The organism is Klebsiella sp. JN_Kp126, assembly GCF_033843325.1.
Lineage (GTDB): Bacteria > Pseudomonadota > Gammaproteobacteria > Enterobacterales > Enterobacteriaceae > Klebsiella > Klebsiella michiganensis.
In genome coordinates this window covers 1-20,323 of the sequence record NZ_JAWXQV010000053.1, presented here as the reverse complement: position 1 = coordinate 20,323, position 20,323 = coordinate 1, and the positions used below count along the sequence as shown (strand labels likewise).

At 58.1% G+C, this 20,323-nt stretch carries 20 protein-coding genes; 12 read left to right on the top strand and 8 right to left on the bottom strand.

All coding sequences use genetic code 11. The features are described from left to right. Positions 1–87 precede the first annotated feature (87 nt). The 4 genes from lldP (at position 88) to trmL (ending at position 4,348) form a co-directional block, all read left to right on the top strand. Positions 88–1,743, top strand: coding sequence for an L-lactate permease (gene lldP, locus SIK97_RS10790; RefSeq protein ID WP_025106768.1), 1,656 nt, complete (start codon positions 88–90; stop codon positions 1,741–1,743). Continuing rightward, positions 1,740–2,513, top strand: coding sequence for a transcriptional regulator LldR (lldR, locus tag SIK97_RS10785; protein ID WP_032751690.1), 774 nt, complete (start codon positions 1,740–1,742; stop codon positions 2,511–2,513). The genes lldP and lldR overlap by 4 nt, the downstream gene beginning before the upstream one ends. Then, positions 2,513–3,748, top strand: coding sequence for an FMN-dependent L-lactate dehydrogenase LldD (gene lldD, locus SIK97_RS10780; RefSeq protein WP_025106767.1), 1,236 nt, complete (start codon positions 2,513–2,515; stop codon positions 3,746–3,748). The genes lldR and lldD overlap by 1 nt, the downstream gene beginning before the upstream one ends. A 126-nt stretch (positions 3,749–3,874) precedes the next feature. Continuing rightward, on the top strand, positions 3,875–4,348 hold the full coding sequence (gene trmL / locus SIK97_RS10775; RefSeq protein ID WP_014227233.1) for a tRNA (uridine(34)/cytosine(34)/5-carboxymethylaminomethyluridine(34)-2'-O)-methyltransferase TrmL: 474 nt from the start codon (positions 3,875–3,877) through the stop codon (positions 4,346–4,348). Positions 4,349–4,452: 104 nt separating this feature from the next. Here trmL and cysE read toward each other — a convergent pair whose 3' ends face one another. From cysE to SIK97_RS10750, 5 genes are all read right to left on the bottom strand, one after another. Next, positions 4,453–5,274, bottom strand: a complete 822-nt coding sequence (gene cysE, locus SIK97_RS10770; protein WP_004106845.1) for a serine O-acetyltransferase — start codon at positions 5,272–5,274, stop codon at positions 4,453–4,455. Positions 5,275–5,354: 80 nt separating this feature from the next. After that, entirely contained in the window at positions 5,355–6,371 is a 1,017-nt protein-coding gene (gene gpsA / locus SIK97_RS10765; protein WP_004855462.1) for an NAD(P)H-dependent glycerol-3-phosphate dehydrogenase, read from the bottom strand. Further along, complete coding sequence (secB, locus tag SIK97_RS10760) at positions 6,371–6,838, bottom strand: protein-export chaperone SecB (RefSeq protein WP_004106849.1); 468 nt, start codon at positions 6,836–6,838, stop codon at positions 6,371–6,373. Before secB ends, gpsA begins: the two co-directional genes overlap by 1 nt. A 59-nt stretch (positions 6,839–6,897) precedes the next feature. Continuing rightward, the gene (gene grxC / locus SIK97_RS10755; protein ID WP_004106850.1) at positions 6,898–7,149 is read right to left on the bottom strand and encodes a glutaredoxin 3; all 252 of its coding nucleotides are present in this window, start codon (positions 7,147–7,149) and stop codon (positions 6,898–6,900) included. 111 nt (positions 7,150–7,260) lie between these two features. Then, a complete protein-coding gene (locus SIK97_RS10750) occupies positions 7,261–7,692 on the bottom strand; it encodes a rhodanese-like domain-containing protein (RefSeq protein ID WP_004126582.1) in 432 nt (143 codons plus the stop codon). Positions 7,693–7,937: 245 nt separating this feature from the next. Between SIK97_RS10750 and gpmM the strand changes: the two genes are divergently transcribed. The 3 genes from gpmM to SIK97_RS10735 are packed head-to-tail and all read left to right on the top strand — an operon-like array spanning position 7,938 to position 11,702. After that, the gene (gpmM, locus tag SIK97_RS10745) at positions 7,938–9,482 is read left to right on the top strand and encodes a 2,3-bisphosphoglycerate-independent phosphoglycerate mutase (RefSeq protein ID WP_014227235.1); all 1,545 of its coding nucleotides are present in this window, start codon (positions 7,938–7,940) and stop codon (positions 9,480–9,482) included. A gap of 9 nt (positions 9,483–9,491) precedes the next feature. Further along, on the top strand, positions 9,492–10,763 hold the full coding sequence (envC, locus tag SIK97_RS10740) for a murein hydrolase activator EnvC (RefSeq protein ID WP_025107808.1): 1,272 nt from the start codon (positions 9,492–9,494) through the stop codon (positions 10,761–10,763). 3 nt (positions 10,764–10,766) lie between these two features. Continuing rightward, positions 10,767–11,702 carry a divergent polysaccharide deacetylase family protein gene (locus SIK97_RS10735; protein WP_025107809.1) on the top strand — a complete coding sequence of 312 codons (936 nt, stop codon included), beginning with the start codon at positions 10,767–10,769 and terminating at the stop codon, positions 11,700–11,702. Here the strand turns inward: SIK97_RS10735 and SIK97_RS10730 are convergent. The 3 genes from SIK97_RS10730 to kbl form a co-directional block, all read right to left on the bottom strand. Then, entirely contained in the window at positions 11,699–12,496 is a 798-nt protein-coding gene (locus tag SIK97_RS10730; protein ID WP_032751692.1) for a glycosyltransferase family 2 protein, read from the bottom strand. The genes SIK97_RS10735 and SIK97_RS10730 overlap by 4 nt on opposite strands. 161 nt (positions 12,497–12,657) lie before the next feature. Continuing rightward, entirely contained in the window at positions 12,658–13,683 is a 1,026-nt protein-coding gene (tdh, locus tag SIK97_RS10725; protein ID WP_049078758.1) for an L-threonine 3-dehydrogenase, read from the bottom strand. Between the two features lie 9 nt (positions 13,684–13,692). Beyond that, positions 13,693–14,886, bottom strand: coding sequence for a glycine C-acetyltransferase (gene kbl / locus SIK97_RS10720; protein WP_057174146.1), 1,194 nt, complete (start codon positions 14,884–14,886; stop codon positions 13,693–13,695). Between the two features lie 214 nt (positions 14,887–15,100). On the opposite strand from kbl, the gene rfaD reads away from it, so the two are divergent. From rfaD to SIK97_RS10695, 5 genes are all read left to right on the top strand, one after another. Then, positions 15,101–16,045 (top strand): ADP-glyceromanno-heptose 6-epimerase, encoded by a 945-nt coding sequence (rfaD, locus tag SIK97_RS10715; protein WP_014227239.1) that lies wholly within the window; start codon positions 15,101–15,103, stop codon positions 16,043–16,045. A gap of 115 nt (positions 16,046–16,160) precedes the next feature. Next, entirely contained in the window at positions 16,161–17,219 is a 1,059-nt protein-coding gene (gene rfaF, locus SIK97_RS10710) for an ADP-heptose--LPS heptosyltransferase RfaF (RefSeq protein WP_014227240.1), read from the top strand. Between the two features lie 3 nt (positions 17,220–17,222). Beyond that, the gene (gene rfaC, locus SIK97_RS10705; RefSeq protein WP_025107811.1) at positions 17,223–18,194 is read left to right on the top strand and encodes a lipopolysaccharide heptosyltransferase RfaC; all 972 of its coding nucleotides are present in this window, start codon (positions 17,223–17,225) and stop codon (positions 18,192–18,194) included. After that, positions 18,194–19,102, top strand: coding sequence for a hypothetical protein (locus tag SIK97_RS10700; RefSeq protein WP_057174147.1), 909 nt, complete (start codon positions 18,194–18,196; stop codon positions 19,100–19,102). Before rfaC ends, SIK97_RS10700 begins: the two co-directional genes overlap by 1 nt. After that, positions 19,080–20,246, top strand: a complete 1,167-nt coding sequence (locus SIK97_RS10695) for an O-antigen ligase family protein (protein ID WP_014839788.1) — start codon at positions 19,080–19,082, stop codon at positions 20,244–20,246. The genes SIK97_RS10700 and SIK97_RS10695 overlap by 23 nt, the downstream gene beginning before the upstream one ends. The last annotated feature ends 77 nt before the right edge of the window (positions 20,247–20,323 follow it).

Genomic DNA, 20,323 nt, shown 5'->3' with positions numbered 1-20,323 from the left:
ATTTGGCTGGGCCAATTTTACAAATGATGTGACCTGCTAAGAGCGCAAGACTCAGCACGGCATCATAACGGCCCGATGGAGACCTGCATGAACCTCTGGCAACAAAATTACGATCCGGCCGGCAACATCTGGCTATCGAGTCTTATCGCATCGCTACCGATTCTGTTTTTCTTTTTTGCCCTGATAAAGCTCAAGCTGAAAGGGTACGTTGCCGCGACCTGGACCGTGCTCATTGCGCTCTCCGTCGCTCTGCTGTTCTACAAAATGCCGGTTGACCACGCGCTGGCCTCCGTCATCTACGGCTTCTTCTACGGCCTGTGGCCAATCGCGTGGATTATTATCGCTGCGGTCTTCGTCTATAAAATCTCGGTGAAAACCGGGCAGTTCGACATTATCCGCTCATCGATTTTGTCGATTACCCCGGATCAGCGTCTGCAAATGCTGATTGTCGGTTTCTCCTTCGGCGCGTTCCTCGAAGGGGCCGCCGGTTTTGGCGCGCCGGTCGCCATCACCGCAGCGCTGCTGGTGGGGCTCGGCTTTAACCCGCTGTATGCGGCGGGCCTGTGTCTGATCGTTAACACCGCGCCGGTCGCGTTTGGCGCGATGGGCATTCCGATTCTGGTCGCCGGACAGGTGACGGGCCTCGACAGCTTCGAAATCGGCCAGATGGTTGGCCGTCAGCTGCCGTTCCTGACCATCATCGTCCTGTTCTGGATCATGGCGATTATGGACGGCTGGCGCGGCATTAAAGAGACCTGGCCTGCGGTCATGGTCGCCGGCGGCTCCTTTGCTATCGCTCAGTACCTCAGCTCTAACTTCCTCGGCCCGGAGCTGCCGGACATTATCTCTTCGCTGGTATCGCTGGTCTGTCTGACGCTGTTCCTCAAACGCTGGCAGCCGGTACGCATCTTCCGCTTCGGCGATATGGGCGCATCGCAGGTCGATATGAACCTGGCCCGCACGCATTACACGCCGGGACAGGTGATTCGCGCCTGGTCGCCGTTCCTGTTTCTGACCGCGACGGTGACCCTGTGGAGCGTGCCGCCGTTCAAAGCGCTCTTCGCCCCGGGCGGCGCGATGTACGATTTTGTGATTAATATTTCCGTGCCGTTCCTCGACAAAATGGTGGCCCGCATGCCGCCGGTGGTCAACGAAGCCACGCCTTACGCCGCGGTCTATAAGTTTGACTGGCTCTCCGCCACCGGCACCGCCATCCTGTTCGCCGCGCTGCTTTCAATCGTCTGGCTGCGCATGAAGCCAAAAGACGCGATCTCGACCTTTGGCAGCACGCTGAAAGAGCTGGCGCTGCCGATTTACTCCATCGGCATGGTGCTGGCGTTCGCCTTTATTTCCAACTATTCCGGTCTATCCTCAACGCTGGCGCTTGCGCTGGCGCACACCGGTCATGCATTTACCTTCTTCTCGCCGTTCCTCGGCTGGCTGGGGGTATTTCTGACCGGTTCGGATACCTCGTCTAACGCGCTCTTTGCCGCGCTGCAGGCTACGGCGGCCCAGCAGATTGGCGTCTCCGATATCCTGCTGGTCGCAGCGAACACCACCGGCGGCGTGACCGGGAAAATGATCTCTCCGCAGTCTATCGCCATCGCCTGTGCGGCGGTCGGTCTGGTAGGTAAGGAGTCCGATCTGTTCCGTTTTACCGTCAAACACAGCCTGATTTTCACCTGTATGGTCGGCGTTATCACCACGCTGCAGGCGTATGTCTTAACCTGGATGATCCCGTGATAGTGATGCCAAAACGCCTTGCCGACGACGTCGCCCGTCGCGTGCGGGCGCTGATTGAAGAACAAAAGCTGGAGGCGGGCATGCGATTGCCCGCCGAACGTCAGCTGGCGGCGCAGCTGGGCGTATCGCGCAATTCGCTGCGCGAAGCGCTGGCGATGCTGGTCAACGAAGGGGTGCTGCTCAGCCGTCGCGGCGGCGGCACCTTCGTGCGCTGGCAGCACGAAGCGTGGTCGGAGCAAAACATCGTTCAACCGCTGAAGACGCTGCTCTCCGACGACCCCGATTACAGTTTTGATATCCTCGAAGCCCGTCACGCCATCGAAGCCAGTACCGCCTGGCATGCGGCGATGCGGGCAACCGATGCCGAAAAAGAGAAAATCCGCCTCTGCTTTGAAGCCACCCAAAGCGAAGACCCTGACCTGGCCTCGCAGGCCGATGTCCGCTTCCATCTGGCGATCGCCGAAGCGTCGCATAACGTGGTGCTGCTGCAAACCATGCGCGGTTTTTTTGACCTTTTACAGTCCTCAGTCAAGGAGAGCCGCCAGCGGATGTATCTCGTCCCGCCGGTCTTCGCTCGCCTGACCGAACAGCACCAGGCGGTCATGGAGGCGATTATCGCCGGTGACCCGGAAGGTGCCAGACAGGCGATGATGGCCCATTTGGGCTTTGTTCACGCCACCATCAAACGCTTTGATGAAGACCAGGCCCGCCAGGCGCGAATTACCCGCCTGCCCGGTGACCATAACGACAATTCCAGGGAGAACTTGTGATGATTATTTCCGCCGCCAGCGACTACCGCGCCGCCGCACAGCGTATCCTGCCACCGTTCCTGTTCCACTATATCGACGGCGGCGCTTACGCCGAGCACACCCTGCGCCGCAACGTTGAGGACCTGTCCGACGTCGCGCTCCGCCAGCGCATTCTGCGCAATATGTCGGACCTGAGCCTGGAAACCACCTTATTCAACGAGAAGCTGGCGATGCCAACGGCGCTGGCGCCGGTGGGGCTGTGCGGGATGTACGCCCGCCGCGGTGAAGTGCAGGCCGCCGGCGCGGCGGATGAAAAAGGTATTCCGTTTACCCTCTCTACCGTTTCCGTCTGCCCGATTGAAGAGGTCGCCCCGACCATTAAGCGCCCGATGTGGTTCCAGCTGTACGTCCTGCGCGACCGCGGTTTTATGCGCAATGCGCTGGAGCGGGCGAAGGCGGCGGGCTGTTCAACGCTGGTCTTTACCGTCGATATGCCGACCCCCGGCGCGCGCTATCGCGATGCTCACTCCGGGATGAGCGGCCCGAACGCGGCAATGCGCCGCTACTGGCAGGCGGTGACCCATCCGCAGTGGGCATGGGACGTCGGGTTAAACGGCCGTCCGCACGATTTGGGCAACATCTCCGCCTACCTCGGCAAGCCGACCGGTCTGGAGGATTATATCGGCTGGCTGGCGAATAACTTCGATCCTTCGATTTCCTGGAAAGACCTTGAGTGGATCCGCGACTTTTGGGACGGCCCGATGGTGATCAAGGGGATCCTCGATCCGGAAGACGCCCGCGATGCGGTGCGCTTCGGCGCTGACGGGATCGTGGTTTCCAACCACGGCGGCCGCCAGCTCGACGGCGTGCTCTCTTCCGCTCGCGCTCTGCCCGCGATTGCCGACGCGGTTAAAGGCGATATTACAATTCTTGCCGACAGCGGTATTCGCAACGGCCTTGATGTGGTGCGGATGATTGCCCTCGGCGCCGATAGCGTGCTGCTGGGCCGGGCTTATCTGTATGCGCTGGCCACCCACGGCAAACAGGGCGTCGCCAATCTGCTGAACCTGATCGAGAAAGAGATGAAGGTGGCGATGACGCTGACCGGCGCGAAAACCATCGGCGAAATCAGCCGTGAATCTTTAGTCCAGAACGCCGATGCGCTGCGGACCTTTGATGCGATCAAAGCGGGAAACGCGGCGGTTATCCCTGACCCTCTCCCACAGGGAGAGGGAACCGTCCGGCAGGCGGGTTAACGTCCTCATCAGGCCATCCGGCTCACAGGCCGGCGCCGGTTTTCTCCCGCTCTCTTTCCGGGAGAGGAGTAGGGTGAGGGTTAGCCGAATATCTGCTATTCTGCCCCCCGCAATTAAGGGGGCAGCATGCTTAACATCGTCTTATTCGAACCAGAAATCCCGCCAAATACCGGGAATATCATCCGCCTGTGCGCCAACACCGGCTTCAATCTGCATATTATCGAACCCATGGGTTTTGCCTGGGACGATAAGCGTCTTCGCCGCGCAGGTCTGGATTACCACGAGTTTGCTGCCGTCCAGCGCCATGGTGATTACGCCGCCTTTATTGAAAGCGCAAAGCCGCAGCGCCTGTTCGCCCTGACGACCAAAGGCACGCCGGCGCACAGCGCGGTAAGCTATCAGGACGGCGATTTTCTGCTGTTTGGCCCGGAAACCCGCGGACTGCCGGGCAGCATTCTTGATGCTCTGCCGGCAGAACAAAAAATCCGTATTCCGATGATGCCGGACAGCCGCAGCATGAACCTGTCAAATGCGGTGTCGGTGGTGGTCTATGAAGCCTGGCGCCAGCTGGGCTATCCCGGCGCGGTGCTGCGCAGCTGAGCTCGCTTTCTCCCGGAGGCGGCGCGTAGCGCCTGTCCGGGCTACCAGACAGCGCTCGGTTTTGTAGCCCGGACAGATGCGCAGCATCGCCTCCGGGAAATCAATCAAATACCGTCGCCGTACTCGAAGGTATGGTGTATGCCGTTAAAGTGCTGATCCATATCCATCGCGGGCTTATCGCTCTCCGGCTTGCCCACGATTCGGGCGGGAACGCCTGCGGCGGTAGTATGCGGCGGCACCGGCTGTAGCACCACCGAACCCGCGCCGATTTTTGCCCCGCGCCCGACTTCGATATTGCCGAGGATTTTCGCCCCGGCGCCAATCATCACCCCTTCGCGAATTTTCGGATGACGATCGCCGCTGGTTTTACCGGTACCGCCCAGGGTCACGGATTGCAGAATCGAGACGTCGTCTTCAATCACCGCCGTTTCGCCGACGACGATGCCGGTGGCATGGTCCAGCATGATCCCGCGACCAATCTTCGCCGCCGGGTGGATGTCCACCTGGAACGATACGGAAACCTGATTTTGCAGGAAGATCGCCAGCGCCCGGCGTCCCTGATTCCACAGCCAGTGGCCGATACGATAGGCCTGCAGCGCGTGGAATCCTTTCAGATAGAGCAGCGGGGTGGAGTATTTATCCACCGCCGGGTCGCGCGTTCGCACCGCCTGAATATCGCAGGCGGCGGAGGCGATCATTTCCGGGTCGGCGGCGTAGGCCTCTTCCACCACTTCACGAATCGCGATGGCGGGCATGATCGGAGAAGCCAGTTTATTCGCCAGCATATAGCTCAGGGCACTGCCGAGATTTTCGTGCTTGAGTAGCGTGGCGTGGTAAAAACTGGCGAGCATTGGCTCACAGTCAGCTAAAGCCCGAGCTTCGGCTTTAATGTTATTCCAGACGATATCCAGTTCTTCACACGGCATTGCTGACTCCAGACGATATAATAATGACCGGCCAGTTCTTTGCTGGCCGGGTCATTCAGGTGATCCAGGTTCCATCGCAGTTAGTTGCTACGCTCGTCCTTGCGTGCACGACCTAATAAGGTCAATGCTGCCTCGCGCGCAATTTTTCCGCAATACAATACCTGATAAATTTCCTCGGTTATTGGCATTTCGACGCCTAAACGCTGCGCCAGAACGCGAACCTCTTTGGTATTGCGATAGCCTTCAACCACCTGGCCAATCTTCTCCTGCGCGCTTTGCACATCCATGCCCTGACCGAGCATCATGCCGAAGCGGCGGTTACGCGACTGGTTATCGGTGCAGGTGAGCACCAGATCGCCTAAGCCCGCCATCCCCATAAAGGTCTCCGGATCGGCGCCCAGGGCCTCTCCGAGGCGCGACATCTCAACCAGCCCGCGGGTAATCAGCGCGGTACGCGCGTTGGCGCCAAAGCCGATGCCGTCAGACATGCCGGCGCCGATAGCGATGACGTTTTTCACCGCCCCGCCGAGCTGCACGCCGATAAAGTCCGGGTTGATATAGACGCGGAAGCTCTTGCCGCAGTGCAGCAGGCTTTGCAAATCGTCAGCGAACTGCGGATCCGTCGACGCCAGCGAGATCGCCGTCGGCAGGCCTGCCGCCAGCTCTTTCGCGAAGGTCGGGCCGGAAATCACCGCCAGGGGGATAGCGTCGCCCAGCGCTTCACGGGCCACGTCCTGCAGCAGGCGTCCGGTTTCCGCTTCCAGACCTTTCGTCGCCCATACCAGGCGAGCGTCGGGGCGCATCAGCGGTTTAATCTGCCGCAGCACCTGGCCGAAAACGTGGCTCGGCACGACGACGAGGATATCGCGGCTGGCCGCCAGCGCGGTCGCCAGATCGCTTTCCAGATGCAGCGTGTCGGGGAAAGGAACGTCAGGAAGAAATGCGGCGTTGCAGCGGTCGTGCTGCAGCGTCGCAATATGTTTCGGGTCATGGCCCCACAGCACAACGTGGTGGCCATTTCTTGCCAGGGTGATGGCAAGAGCGGTGCCGTAAGAGCCGGCACCGATCACAGTCATTGCAGCGTTAAGCGCGTTCATCAGGCATCCTGATGTTGTTCAGCACCTTCGCCAGCCTGCTGCTGCAGATAGTTCATAAACAGCGCATCGAAGTTCACTGGCGCAAGGTTCAGTTGCGGGAAGGTACCGCGAGAAACCAGGCTGGTGATGCACTCACGCGCGTACGGGAACAGAATGTTCGGGCAGTATGCGCCGAGGCAGTGCGCCATCTGGGTGCCGTCGATGCCTTCGATGGAGAAAATACCGCCCTGCTGTACTTCGCACAGGAATGCGGTTTCTTCGCCCAGAGAGGCGGTTACGGTCACGCGCAGCACCACTTCATACACGCCTTCAGCCAGCTGGCTGGAAGCGGTATCCAGATCAAGTTTAACTTCCGGCTGCCAATCTTTCTGGAAAACTTGCGGCGCGTTTGGCGCTTCAAAAGAAATATCTTTGGTGTAGATGCGCTGAATCTGGAAAGTCATTTCGGTGCTGTTTTGTTCTGACATAGTAAAACCCTTTCGTGTTGTCCTTAAGTACGCCCGTCCAATGGGGATGAGCGCAAAAATTAGCGCAGGAGGGGATCGAGTCCACCACGTGAATCAAGCGCGTACAAGTCGTCACAGCCGCCAATGTGCTGCGCATCAATAAAAATCTGCGGAACCGTCGTTCGACCGCTGCGCTGAATCATCTCTTCACGCTTCGCAGCATCGCCATCGATAGGCAACTCGTTGAACGTCACGCCCTTGCTGTTCAGCAGCGCTTTTGCACGTACGCAGAACGGGCAGGTCGCTTTGGTATAGATATCAATATTGGCCATGACTTCACTCCTGTTTTTACCCCCGAGAGTTTTACGCCGCAGGCGTTGTTTTCCCGCTGACGAATAGCCGCCGCAGGGAAAACCGCGCTACGCCATAAAGACGCGGGTAAATTATTTACCGCGTACCAGCGGAAGGTTCTCGCCGCTCCAGCCAGCGATGCCTTCTTTCAGTACGAAGACCTTTTCAAAACCGGCTTTGTTCAGCGCGCTGGCGGGTTCTTGCGCCTGCATACCTGAGCCGTCTACCACTATAATGGGTTGTGCTTTGTGCTTTTCCAACTCGCCGACGTTATTTGCTTTGATATCGCTCGGCAGCAGGTTAATAGAACCCGCAATGTGGCCTTTACGGAAATCGTCACGCTGACGCAGATCGACAACCACGGCATCTTCTTTGTTGATCAGGCGCGTCGCTTCACCGCGGGTGATGACTTTAACTTTCGACATCAGCCCTTTAAAGGTGGTGAACAGCACCGCCACCAGCAGCGCGACCCACGCGATGCTCAGGACGGGGTGACGGCTGATGAATTGCATAATTTCTTGCATGGGGGGTTACAACTCCCGACTAAGTGATAAAAAAACCAGGGAAGGAGTATACCTGTGCATTGCGGCAAATACAGCCAGTGAGCGCGATGTAATGTATTTTCTGCGGCCCGTCACGAAAAAAAACCGCTCTCGCCGCGGCAATGCGCTCTGGCCGCCCTCTTTCTTTGATCTTTTACGGTGATTTGATCGATTCAGCTGTAGTAAAATTACGCAAATTTTCTGTCTTTGAGCATGAGGTTGTCGCAATGTCGGTTTCTAAAAAACCTATGGTACTGGTCATTCTGGATGGCTATGGCTACCGTGAAGACCAGCAGGATAACGCTATTTACAGCGCCAAAACCCCTGTTATGGACGCACTGTGGGCGAAACGTCCGCATACCCTGATTGATGCTTCAGGCCTGGAAGTCGGTCTGCCGGATCGTCAAATGGGCAACTCCGAAGTGGGCCACGTCAACCTCGGCGCGGGCCGTATCGTGTATCAGGATCTCACCCGCCTGGACGTTGAAATCAAAGAACGTACCTTCTTCGCCAACCCGGTACTGACCGGCGCGGTCGATAAAGCCGTTGCCGCAGGCAAAGCCGTGCATATCATGGGCCTGATGTCTCCGGGCGGCGTCCACAGCCACGAAGACCACATCATGGCGATGGTTGAGCTGGCAGCCGAACGCGGCGCGGATAAAATCTATCTGCACGCCTTCCTCGACGGCCGCGATACTCCGCCGCGCAGCGCTGAAAAGACGCTGGCGAAATTCGAAGACAAATTTGCCGCGCTGGGCAAAGGCCGCGTTGCCTCGATCGTTGGCCGCTACTACGCCATGGACCGCGACAACCGTTGGGACCGCGTTGAGCAGGCTTACGATCTGATGACCCTGGCAAAAGGCGAGTTCCAGGCCGATACCGCCGTTGCGGGCCTGCAGGCCGCTTATGCGCGCGATGAAAACGATGAGTTCGTGAAAGCGACCGTTATTCGCGCTGAAGGCCAGGCCGATGCGGCGATGGAAGACGGCGATGCGCTGATTTTCATGAACTTCCGCGCCGACCGCGCGCGCGAAATTACCCGCGCCTTCGTTAACGCCGATTTCGACGGCTTCGCCCGTAAGAAAGTGGTGAACCTCGATTTCGTCATGCTGACCGAGTACGCCGCGGACATCAAAGTCGCCTGCGCTTATCCGCCGGCATCTCTGGTGAACACCTTCGGCGAATGGATGGCGAAGAACGACAAAACCCAGCTGCGCATCTCCGAAACTGAAAAATACGCTCACGTGACCTTCTTCTTCAACGGCGGCGTTGAAGAGCCGTTCAAAGGCGAAGAGCGTATTCTGATCAATTCACCGAAGGTCGCCACCTACGATCTGCAGCCGGAAATGAGCTCCGCTGAGCTGACCGAAAAACTGGTTGCCGCCATCAAGGGCGGTCAGTTCGACACCATCATCTGTAACTACCCGAATGGCGATATGGTTGGCCACACCGGCGTAATGGAAGCCGCCGTTAAAGCGGTCGAAGCGCTGGATGACTGCATCGACCAGGTGAGCAAAGCCGTTGAATCCGTTGGCGGACAGCTGCTGATCACCGCAGACCACGGCAACGCCGAGCAGATGCGCGATCCGGCCACCGGCCAGGCGCACACCGCGCACACCAACCTGCCGGTTCCGCTGATTTACGTTGGCGATAAAAACGTCAAAGCGGTCAACGGCGGCAAACTTTCCGACATCGCGCCGACCATGCTGACGCTGATGGGAATGGAAATCCCGCAAGAGATGACTGGCAAGCCGCTGTTCATCGTGGAATAATCCTTCCCCATGAGGGGAAAGGCGACGTATTCAACTACATGGATCGCAACGGCAGTTCGATCCGTCTTTTACGCCAGCGCGCTTAGCGCTGGCGTATTGCTGTGCGCCGCATCTGCTCACGCCGACGATCGCGACCAGCTTAAATCCATTCAGGCCGATATCGCCGCTAAACAGCGGGCGATTAAGCAGCAGCAGCAGCAGCGCGCTTCCCTGGTCGCCCAGCTTAAAGCGCAGGAGGAGGCCATCTCCGCCGCCGCGCGCAAGCTGCGCGAAACCCAGGAAACGCTGAACCAGCTGAATAAGCAGATCGACGAAATGAACGCCGCGCTGGCCAAGCTGGAGCGTCAGCGCGCCTCGCAGGAGCGTAACCTTTCCGCGCAGCTCGACGCCGCGTTTCGTCAGGGGCCGCATACCGGCATCCAGATGATCCTCAGCGGCGAAGAGGGGCAGCGTAATCAGCGCCTGCAGGCCTACTTTGGCTATCTGAACCAGGCGCGCCAGGAAACCATCGCCCAGCTGAAGAAAACCCGCGAAGACGTGGCGGTGCAAAAATCGATGCTGGAAGAGAAACAGAGCCAGCAGCAAACCCTGGTGTACGAACAGCGCGCCCAGCAGAGCAAGCTGGAGCAGGCGCGCAACGAACGTAAAAAGACCCTCGCCAGCCTGGAATCCTCCATTCAGCAAGGCCAGCAGCAGCTCAGCGAGATGCGGGCTAACGAATCACGTCTGCGCGGCCGTATCGCCCAGGCGGCGGCGGCGGCCAAAGCGCGGGCGGATCGCGAAGCCCGCGAAGCGCAGGATGTGCGCGATCGCCAGCAGGAAGCCTCGCGTAAAGGCACCACCTACAAACCTACCGAAAGCGAACGCTCGCTGATGTCCCGCACCGGCGGACTTGGCTCACCGCGCGGCCAGGCATTCTGGCCGGTTCGCGGCTCAATTCTCCATCGCTATGGCGAACAGCTGCAAGGTGAACTACGTTGGAAGGGGATGGTTATCGCTGCGTCTGAAGGCACCGAGGTCAAAGCCGTTGCCGATGGTCGGGTTATTCTCGCCGACTGGCTGCAGGGCTATGGTCTGGTGGTGGTCGTTGAACACGGCAAAGGCGACATGAGTCTTTACGGCTATAACCAAAGCGCGCTGGTCAGCGTCGGCACTCAGGTCCGGGCGGGCCAGCCGATCGCTCTCGTAGGCAGCAGCGGCGGTCAGGGCCGTCCGTCGCTCTATTTCGAAATTCGCCGCCAGGGTCAGGCGGTCAATCCACAGCCGTGGTTGGGAAGATAAGTTTTGCTTCAATTTCGCAGAATTGCACTCGCGGTAACCGGTACGCTGGTTATGGCGTCGCCGGTGTTTGCCGGCAAACTCTCCATTGTTATCGACGACTTTGGCTATCGTCCACAAACGGAAAACCAGGTGCTGGCGCTGCCAGCGACGATCTCCGTTGCCGTCCTTCCTAATGCGCCCCACGCCCGAGAAATGGCGACCAAAGCGCACAATCTCGGCCACGAGGTGCTCATCCACCTGCCAATGGCGCCGCTCAGCAAGCAGCCGCTGGAAAAAGACACCCTCCGTCCGGATATGAACAGCAGCGAGATAGAGCGCATTATCCGCGAAGCCTACGGTAAGGTTCCGTACGCCGTAGGGCTGAATAACCATATGGGCAGCGCCATGACGTCGAACCTCTTCGGCATGCAGAAGGTGATGCAGGCGCTCGAGCGCTACAATCTCTACTTTCTCGATAGCGTCACCATCGGCAATACCCAGGCCATGCGCGCGGCGCAGGGCACCGGCGTAAAGGTGATTAAGCGTAAGGTTTTCCTCGACGATACCCAAAACGAAGCGGATATCCGCTATCAGTTCAACCGCGCTATCGCTTTAGCGCGGCGCAACGGTTCCGCCATTGCTATCGGCCACCCGCACCCGACGACGGTGCGCGTGCTGCAGCAGATGGTGTATAACCTGCCGCCGGATATCACTCTGGTTCGCCCGAGCAGCCTGCTCAACGAGCCGCAGGTGGATACCTCAACGCCGAACACCGCGCCGCCGTCCGTTCAGCCGCCGCGCAATCCATTCCGCGGCGTGAAACAGTGCAAATCTAAGCGTCCGCCGGAGCCGGTCAACGCCAGCCGCTTCTTTACCATTCTGAGCGAAAGCATCACTCAGAGCACGCTGGTGCAGTATTACCAGCTGAAGTGGCAGGGCTGGGATAAGCCTACCAACTAAATCGTCCGGGAGTCCGTGTGCTTATCCGCCGCGGATTCCGGCTTGTCCTGATGGGCATACCAGGCTTTAAAGTATTTAAGAAAGCTGTAAAAGGTCGCGTAAAGTCCGGTGACCACGCCAACCTTGCCCTTTCGCCACGCTCCGCTGAACAGATACCACTTAAAGAAAGCGCCAATCGCGCTGATCGCTCCGCGCGCAAGAGACGGCCTGATTTTCTGGTGTTTAACCAGCCGCGTGGTGTAGCTATTGAGCTTACTAAACACTTCATGCAGGGAGTAGAAGGTATCGTGGCGCACGAATCCCGGTAGCCGGGCAGAGTGCGTAAAGCCAACCACCTGATCGTCTACCGGCCGATCGTTGAACCTGGCGACGGAGCGGTTAAACAAGCGAACCGGGAAATCCGGCGATGATACCGGATAAATGGTGCGCACCTCTTCACCCAGCACGAACCAGTAGCGCGGCAGACGCCATGCGCAGGCGGGGTCCGGCTCATGGCCGGCCTTGAGCGCCAGAATTGCCGCCACCACCTCGTCGTCAAGGATCTCATCGCTGTCCACACACAGCACCCAGTCGTGGCGGGCCAGAGAGGTCGCATAATTCATCTGCGTACCGTGAGCGGTATAAGGATGATGGTGAACGGAGAGACCGAACTGTTGGCAAATCTGCAGCGTAGCATCCGTACTGCCTGAATCGACGACGATAAATTCATCAGCCACCCTGAGCAGCGGCGGTAACACCTCCCGTAATAAGCGGGATGAATTACAGGTCAATAAGCATACAGAAAGTTTAAGCATAATCTTTATAGGGTTAAACCATGGTTAAACTGACTGTATAAACGAATAGGCGAGAAAGCGATTTAGAAAAAGTGCGGAGTGGATTAAGTATCACAAAATTGTAGGATAACTCTCAAAAAAGCGCCCGTGGGCGCTTTTTTACCATCCTGACCGGGGCGGAATTAATCCCAGCTGAGAATGACTTTGCCAGACTGGCCGGAGCGCATCGCGTCAAAGCCCTGCTGGAAATCATCAACGCCAAAGCGGTGGGTGATGATCGGCGACAGATCGAGCCCGGACTGGATGAGCGCGGCCATCTTGTACCAGGTTTCGAACATTTCGCGACCATAAATCCCTTTGATAAACAGCCCCTTGAAGATCACCTTGGTCCAGTCGATAGACATATCCGACGGCGGAATACCCAGCATGGCAATACGCCCGCCGTGGTTCATGGTATCGAGCATGGTGCGGAACGCCGGCGGCGCGCCGGACATCTCCAGACCCACGTCGAAACCCTCGGTCATGCCCAGCTCGGCCATCACATCGTTAAGGTTCTCTTTCGCCACGTTCACCGCCCGGGTGACGCCCATTTTGCGCGCCAGCTCCAGGCGATATTCGTTAACGTCGGTAATCACGACGTTGCGCGCGCCAACGTGTTTCGCCACCGCGGCGGCCATCACGCCGATCGGGCCGGCGCCGGAAACCAGCACATCTTCACCGACGAGGTCGAATGAAAGCGCGGTATGCACGGCGTTGCCAAACGGATCGAAAATCGACGCCAGATCGTCAGAGATATTGTCGGGGATTTTAAAGGCGTTAAACGCCGGGATCACCAGATATTCGGCAAAACAGCCCGGACGGTTGACGCCGACGCCCGTCGTATTGCGGCACAGATGCGTACGCCCGGCGCGGCAGTTACGGCAGTGGCCGCAGGTGATATGCCCTTCGCCGGAAACGCGGTCGCCCAGCTTAAAGCCGCGAACTTCCTGACCGATACCCACCACTTCGCCGACGTATTCATGCCCCACCACCATCGGAACCGGAATGGTCTTCTGCGACCACTCGTCCCAGTTGTAGATGTGCACGTCGGTACCGCAAATCGCGGTCTTGCGAATTTTAATCAGCAGATCGTTGTGGCCGACTTCCGGTTCCGGTACGTCGGTCATCCAGATGCCTTCTTCCGCCTTCAGTTTGGATAACGCTTTCATCTCACACCCTCAGGCAATGACGCCCAGTTGTTTACCGATGCGGGTAAAGGCTTCCACCGCACGTTCAATTTGTTCAGGGGTATGCGCCGCAGACATCTGGGTACGGATACGCGCCTGGCCTTTTGGTACCACCGGGTAGAAGAATCCGGTGACGTAAATACCTTCTTTTTGCAGCTCGCGCGCGAACTGCTGCGCCACGGTGGCTTCACCGAGCATCACCGGGATAATGGCGTGATCGGCGCCCGCAAGGGTAAACCCTGCCGCGGTCATTTTTTCACGGAACAGGCGCGCGTTAGCCCACAGACGATCGCGCAGCTCGCTGCCCGCTTCCACCATCTCCAGCACTTTGATGGAGGCGGCGACAATCGCCGGCGCCAGCGAGTTGGAGAACAGATACGGACGCGAGCGCTGGCGCAGCCACTCGACGACTTCTTTACGCGCGGCGGTATAGCCGCCGGACGCGCCGCCCAGCGCTTTACCCAGCGTACCGGTGATAATGTCGACGCGGCCCATCACGTCGCAGTACTCATGGGAGCCGCGGCCGTTTTCACCCACAAAACCCACGGCGTGCGAATCATCGACCATCACCAGCGCGTCGTACTTATCCGCCAGATCGCAGACGCCCTTCAGGTTGGCGATCACCCCGTCCATGGAGAACACGCCGTCGGTGGCGATCAGTACATGGCGCGCGCCGGCTTCACGCACCTCTTTCAGACGGGCTTCCAGCTCCTGCATATCGTTGTTGGCATAGCGGAAGCGCTTCGCTTTACACAGGCGCACGCCGTCGATGATCGACGCGTGGTTCAGAGCATCGGAGATAATCGCGTCCTCTGCGCCGAGCAGGGTTTCAAACAGGCCGCCGTTGGCGTCGAAGCAGGAGGAGTACAGAATCGCATCTTCCATACCGAGAAAATCGGCCAGCTTCTTCTCAAGCGCTTTGTGGCTGTCCTGGGTACCGCAGATAAAGCGCACGGAGGCCATGCCGAAGCCGTGGCTGTCCATCCCGCTTTTCGCGGCGGCAATCAGTTCCGGGTGGTTCGCGAGGCCGAGATAGTTATTGGCGCAGAAGTTAATGACCTGGCTGCCGCCGACGGTGATATCCGCCTGCTGCGCCGAAGTGATAATCCGTTCTTCTTTAAACAACCCTTCCGCGCGCGCGGTATCCAGGTCATTGGTTAACTGTTTGTAGAAATCCCCACGCATTGCAACTCTCCAGATTCGGCAAAATTTGGCACATATTACCTAAAGCTATACGCTGATACGAGATGATGCATTACTGCATGAATTATTTGCAGCATAAATCACGAGTCCCTCTCTACCTTATCGGCGAATGGCTGAAGCCTTTCCGATGTAGTGATATGATAGGAGTATTCATGTCCGGATTGTCTCTGGACTACCAACTTCAAAGGTTACAGTTATGATCATCGTTACCGGCGGCGCAGGCTTTATCGGCAGCAATATCGTTAAGGCGCTGAATGACCAGGGTATTACCGACATTCTGGTCGTAGATAATCTGAAAGACGGGACCAAATTCATCAATCTGGTGGATTTGAACATTGCCGACTACATGGATAAAGAAGACTTTCTAATCCAGATTATGGCGGGCGAAGAGTTCGGCGATATCGACGCTATTTTCCATGAAGGCGCCTGCTCTTCCACCACGGAGTGGGACGGCAAGTACATGATGGATAACAACTATCAGTATTCCAAAGAGGTACTGCACTACTGTCTGGAGCGTGAAATCCCGTTCCTGTACGCCTCTTCCGCAGCGACCTACGGCGGCCGCACCAGCGACTTTATTGAATCCCGCGAATACGAGCAGCCGCTCAACGTTTACGGCTACTCCAAGTTTCTGTTTGATGAATACGTCCGTCAGATCCTGCCGGAAGCGAACTCGCAGATTGTCGGCTTCCGCTATTTCAACGTCTACGGGCCGCGCGAAGGCCATAAAGGCAGCATGGCCAGCGTCGCTTTCCATCTGAACACCCAGCTGAATAATGGCGAAAGTCCGAAACTGTTCGAAGGCAGCGACGGCTTCAAGCGCGACTTCGTCTACGTCGGCGACGTCGCGGCGGTGAACCTGTGGTTCTGGGAAAATGGCGTTTCCGGCATCTTCAACCTCGGCACCGGGCGCGCGGAGTCTTTCCAGGCCGTTGCAGACGCAACGCTGGCTTATCACCAGAAAGGCAGCATCGAGTACATTCCATTCCCGGATAAACTCAAAGGCCGCTATCAGGCGTTTACCCAGGCGGATCTGACTAACCTGCGCGCAGCGGGCTACGATAAACCGTTTAAGACCGTTGCCGAAGGCGTAACGGAATATATGGCCTGGCTCAATCGCGACAATCATGCGAATTCATAAAATCATTCGAGCGGTATCAAGGCGGCAACTCAGTGATTCTCCGGGAGCTGACTAAAGTCAGTGACCGGAGGGAACGCAGGCAGCCAACGCAGAGACAGCTTGAAGGATGGAATGAATGAAAATATTGGTGGTTGGCCCGTCATGGGTGGGCGACATGATGATGTCGCAAAGTCTTTACCGTACGCTCAGGGCGCGCTATCCCCAGGCGATAATCGACGTGATGGCGCCCGCATGGTGCCGTCCGCTGCTATCGCGCATGCCGGAAGTCAACGAAGCGATCCCGATGCCGCTCGGCCACGGCGCGCTGGAAATCGGTGAACGGCGTAAGCTTGGGCACAGCCTGCGCGAACGTCGCTACGATCGCGCTTTCGTGCTGCCCAACTCGTTTAAATCGGCCCTCGTGCCGTTCTTTGCGGGAATACCGCATCGCACAGGCTGGCTCGGCGAAATGCGCTACGGCCTGCTGAACGACGCCCGTAAGCTGGATAAAGACGCCTGGCCGCTGATGGTCGAACGCTACGTCGGTCTGGCCTACGACAAAGGCGTGATGCGCTGCGCGAAAGATCTGCCGCAGCCGCTGCTCTGGCCGCAGCTGCAGGTGCATGAAGGCGAAAAATCGCAGGCCTGCAGCGCGTTTAATCTCTCAGCCGAGCGCCCGATTATCGGCTTCTGCCCCGGCGCAGAGTTCGGCCCGGCAAAACGCTGGCCGCACTATCACTACGCCGAGCTGGCGAAACAGCTGATCGACGAAGGCTTTCAGATCGTACTGTTTGGCTCCGCGAAAGACCACGAAGCGGGCAATGAAATCCTCGCCGCGCTCACGACCGAACAGCAGGCATGGTGCCGCAATCTGGCCGGCGAAACCCAGCTTGAGCAGGCCGTTATTCTGATCGCCGCCTGTAAAGCGGTGGTCAGCAACGATTCCGGCCTGATGCACGTCGCCGCGGCGCTGGACCGTCCGCTGGTGGCGCTCTACGGGCCCAGCAGCCCGGACTTCACTCCACCGCTGTCGCACAAAGCGCGCGTGATCCGCCTGATCAGCGGCTACCACAAAGTGCGTAAAGGCGACGCCGCCGAAGGCTATCATCAGAGTTTGATCGACATTACGCCGCAGCGCGTACTGGAAGAATTAAACGACCTGCTGCTGGAAAAAACGGAACAAGAGGAAGCCTGACGGATGCGGGTACTGATCGTAAAAACCTCGTCCATGGGCGACGTGCTGCACACGCTGCCCGCGCTGAGCGACGCCGCGCTGGCCTTTCCCGGCATTCGTTTCGACTGGGTGGTTGAAGAAGGCTTCGCGCAGATCCCTTCCTGGCATGAGAGCGTCGACCGGGTCATCCCGGTGGCGATTCGCCGCTGGCGTAAGGCGTGGTTTTCCGCGCCGATCAAAGCCGAGCGCAAGGCGTTCCGCGAGGCCGTGCGCGCGGAAAAGTACGACGCTATCATCGATGCCCAGGGGCTGGTGAAGAGCGCCGCGCTGGTCACCCGACTGGCCCGCGGCGTGAAGCACGGTATGGACTGGCAGACCGCCCGCGAGCCGCTGGCGAGCCTGTTTTACAACCGTCGTCACCATATCGCTAAACAGCAGCACGCCGTTGAGCGCACCCGCGAGCTGTTCGCGAAAAGCCTCGGCTACGCGAAGCCGGAAACCCAGGGCGACTACGCGATCGCCCGCCATTTTTTGCGTCAGGCTGACCCGTCCGCTGCGCCGTATCTGGTGTTCCTCCACGCCACAACGCGCGATGATAAACACTGGCCGGAAGAGAACTGGCGGGCGCTTATCGCCCTGCTTGCCGACAGCGGCGTACGCATCAAACTGCCGTGGGGCGCCCCCCATGAAGAGGCGCGGGCCGGACGCCTGGCGGAAGGGCACGATTTTGTCGACGTCCTGCCGCGCATGAGCCTGGAGCAGGTAGCCCAGGTGCTGGCCGGCGCGCGCGGGGTCGTTTCCGTCGACACGGGGCTGAGCCATCTCACCGCCGCGCTCGATAAACCGAACTTCACGCTGTACGGCCCGACCGATCCGGGGCTGATTGGCGGCTACGGTAAAAATCAGCACGTGGTGCGCCCGGAAAGCGGCAGCAGCACGGGCGATATTCCCGCGTCCCGGGTTCGGCAACTGTTGAAATCTCAGGAACTGGCTTAATGGGTTCATTATTTAAGCAGATCTATCGCTACACGCATCGACGCGCCTTTCGCCATAACGAAAATCTCTGGCCGTTTACCCATATCACGCGCGCGGCGAGCGGCGAAATCCGCACCCTGAAATACAAAGGGAAAGCGGTTCCGCTGGTCAATCTCAGCGAACTGAAGGATAGCGCTCAGGGCGAGGTGCTGCTGACCGCCACCGGCCCCTCTACGCGCCGCATCGATTTTACGCTGCTGCCGAAAAGTATTCCGGTGATGGGGGTGAACGGCGCCTGGCATCTCTCTGATAAAATTAAATTTTCGCTCTATACCATCGTGGATATGGAGTTTTACGATAAAAAACCGGACGTGATCCGTTCGGTGATTAGCCAACCCGATCTCGTGCTCTTCACCACCATGCACGGTATCGCCAAAATCCTCGACCGCCACGGCGCAGAGCTTCGCTGTCGTTTGGCATTAATTGAAGACGCCTGTTATAAAATTTATCAGCCTAAAGTCGCCAAAAACGCGATACAGCAGGCCTGGCGCGGCGTCCCCGCGCTACGCTTTCATCCGCAAAGGCAGGATATTTGCTTTAGCACCGACATTCGTCACGGCATTTTCGATGCCGGAACCGTGGTCTACTGGGCACTGCAAATTCTGATGTGGCTGGGATTTAAAACCATTCTGATAAGCGGGCTGGATATGAGTAATTTCAACCAGCCGCGATTCTACGAAACGGAACAGGATAAACTCCCCTCCTGGCTGGCAAATAAGGTGGATGACCTGGTCATGCCGTCCTTTTCGCACGCTGCCAACGTGCTGCAACAAAACCATATTCGGGTCGTCAACTTCTCGTTAGAAAGCGCGGTTCCGGAAACGATTTTCGAAAAGGTTTCTTTTGATGAGTACTTTAAAAATAAGTAATTACGCCAGACAGGGCTACACCGTTTTCTTCACTTTGTTTCTGTTTTTTAGCGCTATTTTCTGCGTATCAACCCGGACAAATAACCTCCTTCATTTATCTATTTTGCTCTTTTTGCTTTCACTGCTTAACAAAGACAACCGTCAGGCAATAGCGGAAAGCATCCGCCAGCGGTGGCCGGTTTATAGCCTGCTGGTGGTATTCTGCGTGTACTATGCGCTGAGCAATATTTGGGGGCAGACGCCGCAGCATATCGATTCCCCTCTGACCCATGGCACCTATTTAATTTTCTATCTTCTGCTGCTGACAACGCTACTTGGCCATCCCCGGACCCGACATCTGGCGCTGCTGAGCGTCGTGGCCGGGATCACGGTGCTCTCCGTCTGGACGATGGCGATCGACTTCACGCTGGTCCTCAAGGAACGCCTGGTTTCGCCGGAGAATCCCGGCCCGACCAACGTGATCGACCTGGCGGGCTATTGCGGTATCGGCATCCTTATTTGCGCGATGCTGCTGAAGGAGAAAGGCAGCCACCTGCTGTATGTGCCGATGGCTATCATGCTGGTGATGCTGTTTCTGACCCAAAGCCGCGGCCCGATTATCGCGCTGCTGGTGGCGTTTGTTTGCACCCTGCACCTGCACGTCTTTACCCGCCGCAACCTTCTGATTGTCGCCGCGTTAGCGTTGGTTCTGGGCGCGCTTTTCTTCTTTACGCCAACGGGAGACCTGCTGCTGGCGCGCTTTGAAGAGCTGGGCACCCAAAGCGGATTGCGCTTGAGTATCTGGCACCATACGCTCCAGGAAGTGGCCAGCCAGCCGTGGCTGGGTCGGGGCTTTGACTACGAGCTGAACTTTACCAACTACAGCGGCGAGCATATCACTACCACCCACAGCGTCTATCTTGGCGCACTGTTGAAAGGCGGCATAATCGGCCTGGCGCTGCTGCTGGCGGTCATTGCCGGAGGGTTATGGCAGGCATGGCGCAAACAGCAGGATGGCCGCTACGGGCTGGCGATTTTTATCTATGCGCTGATTTTTATGGCCTCGCAGGGCATGTTTATCATCAGCAACCCTCGCGAAAGCTGGCCGCTGTTTTGGCTGCCGCTGGGCATCGCGCTGAGCGGCAGCCTGAAGGCGAAACGCTAAGAGAAGGGCCCGCAGCGGGCCCTTTTTTATCCCTGCATGAACACCACCTCCTATGGAGGTGGTCAGCAATAAGTTGG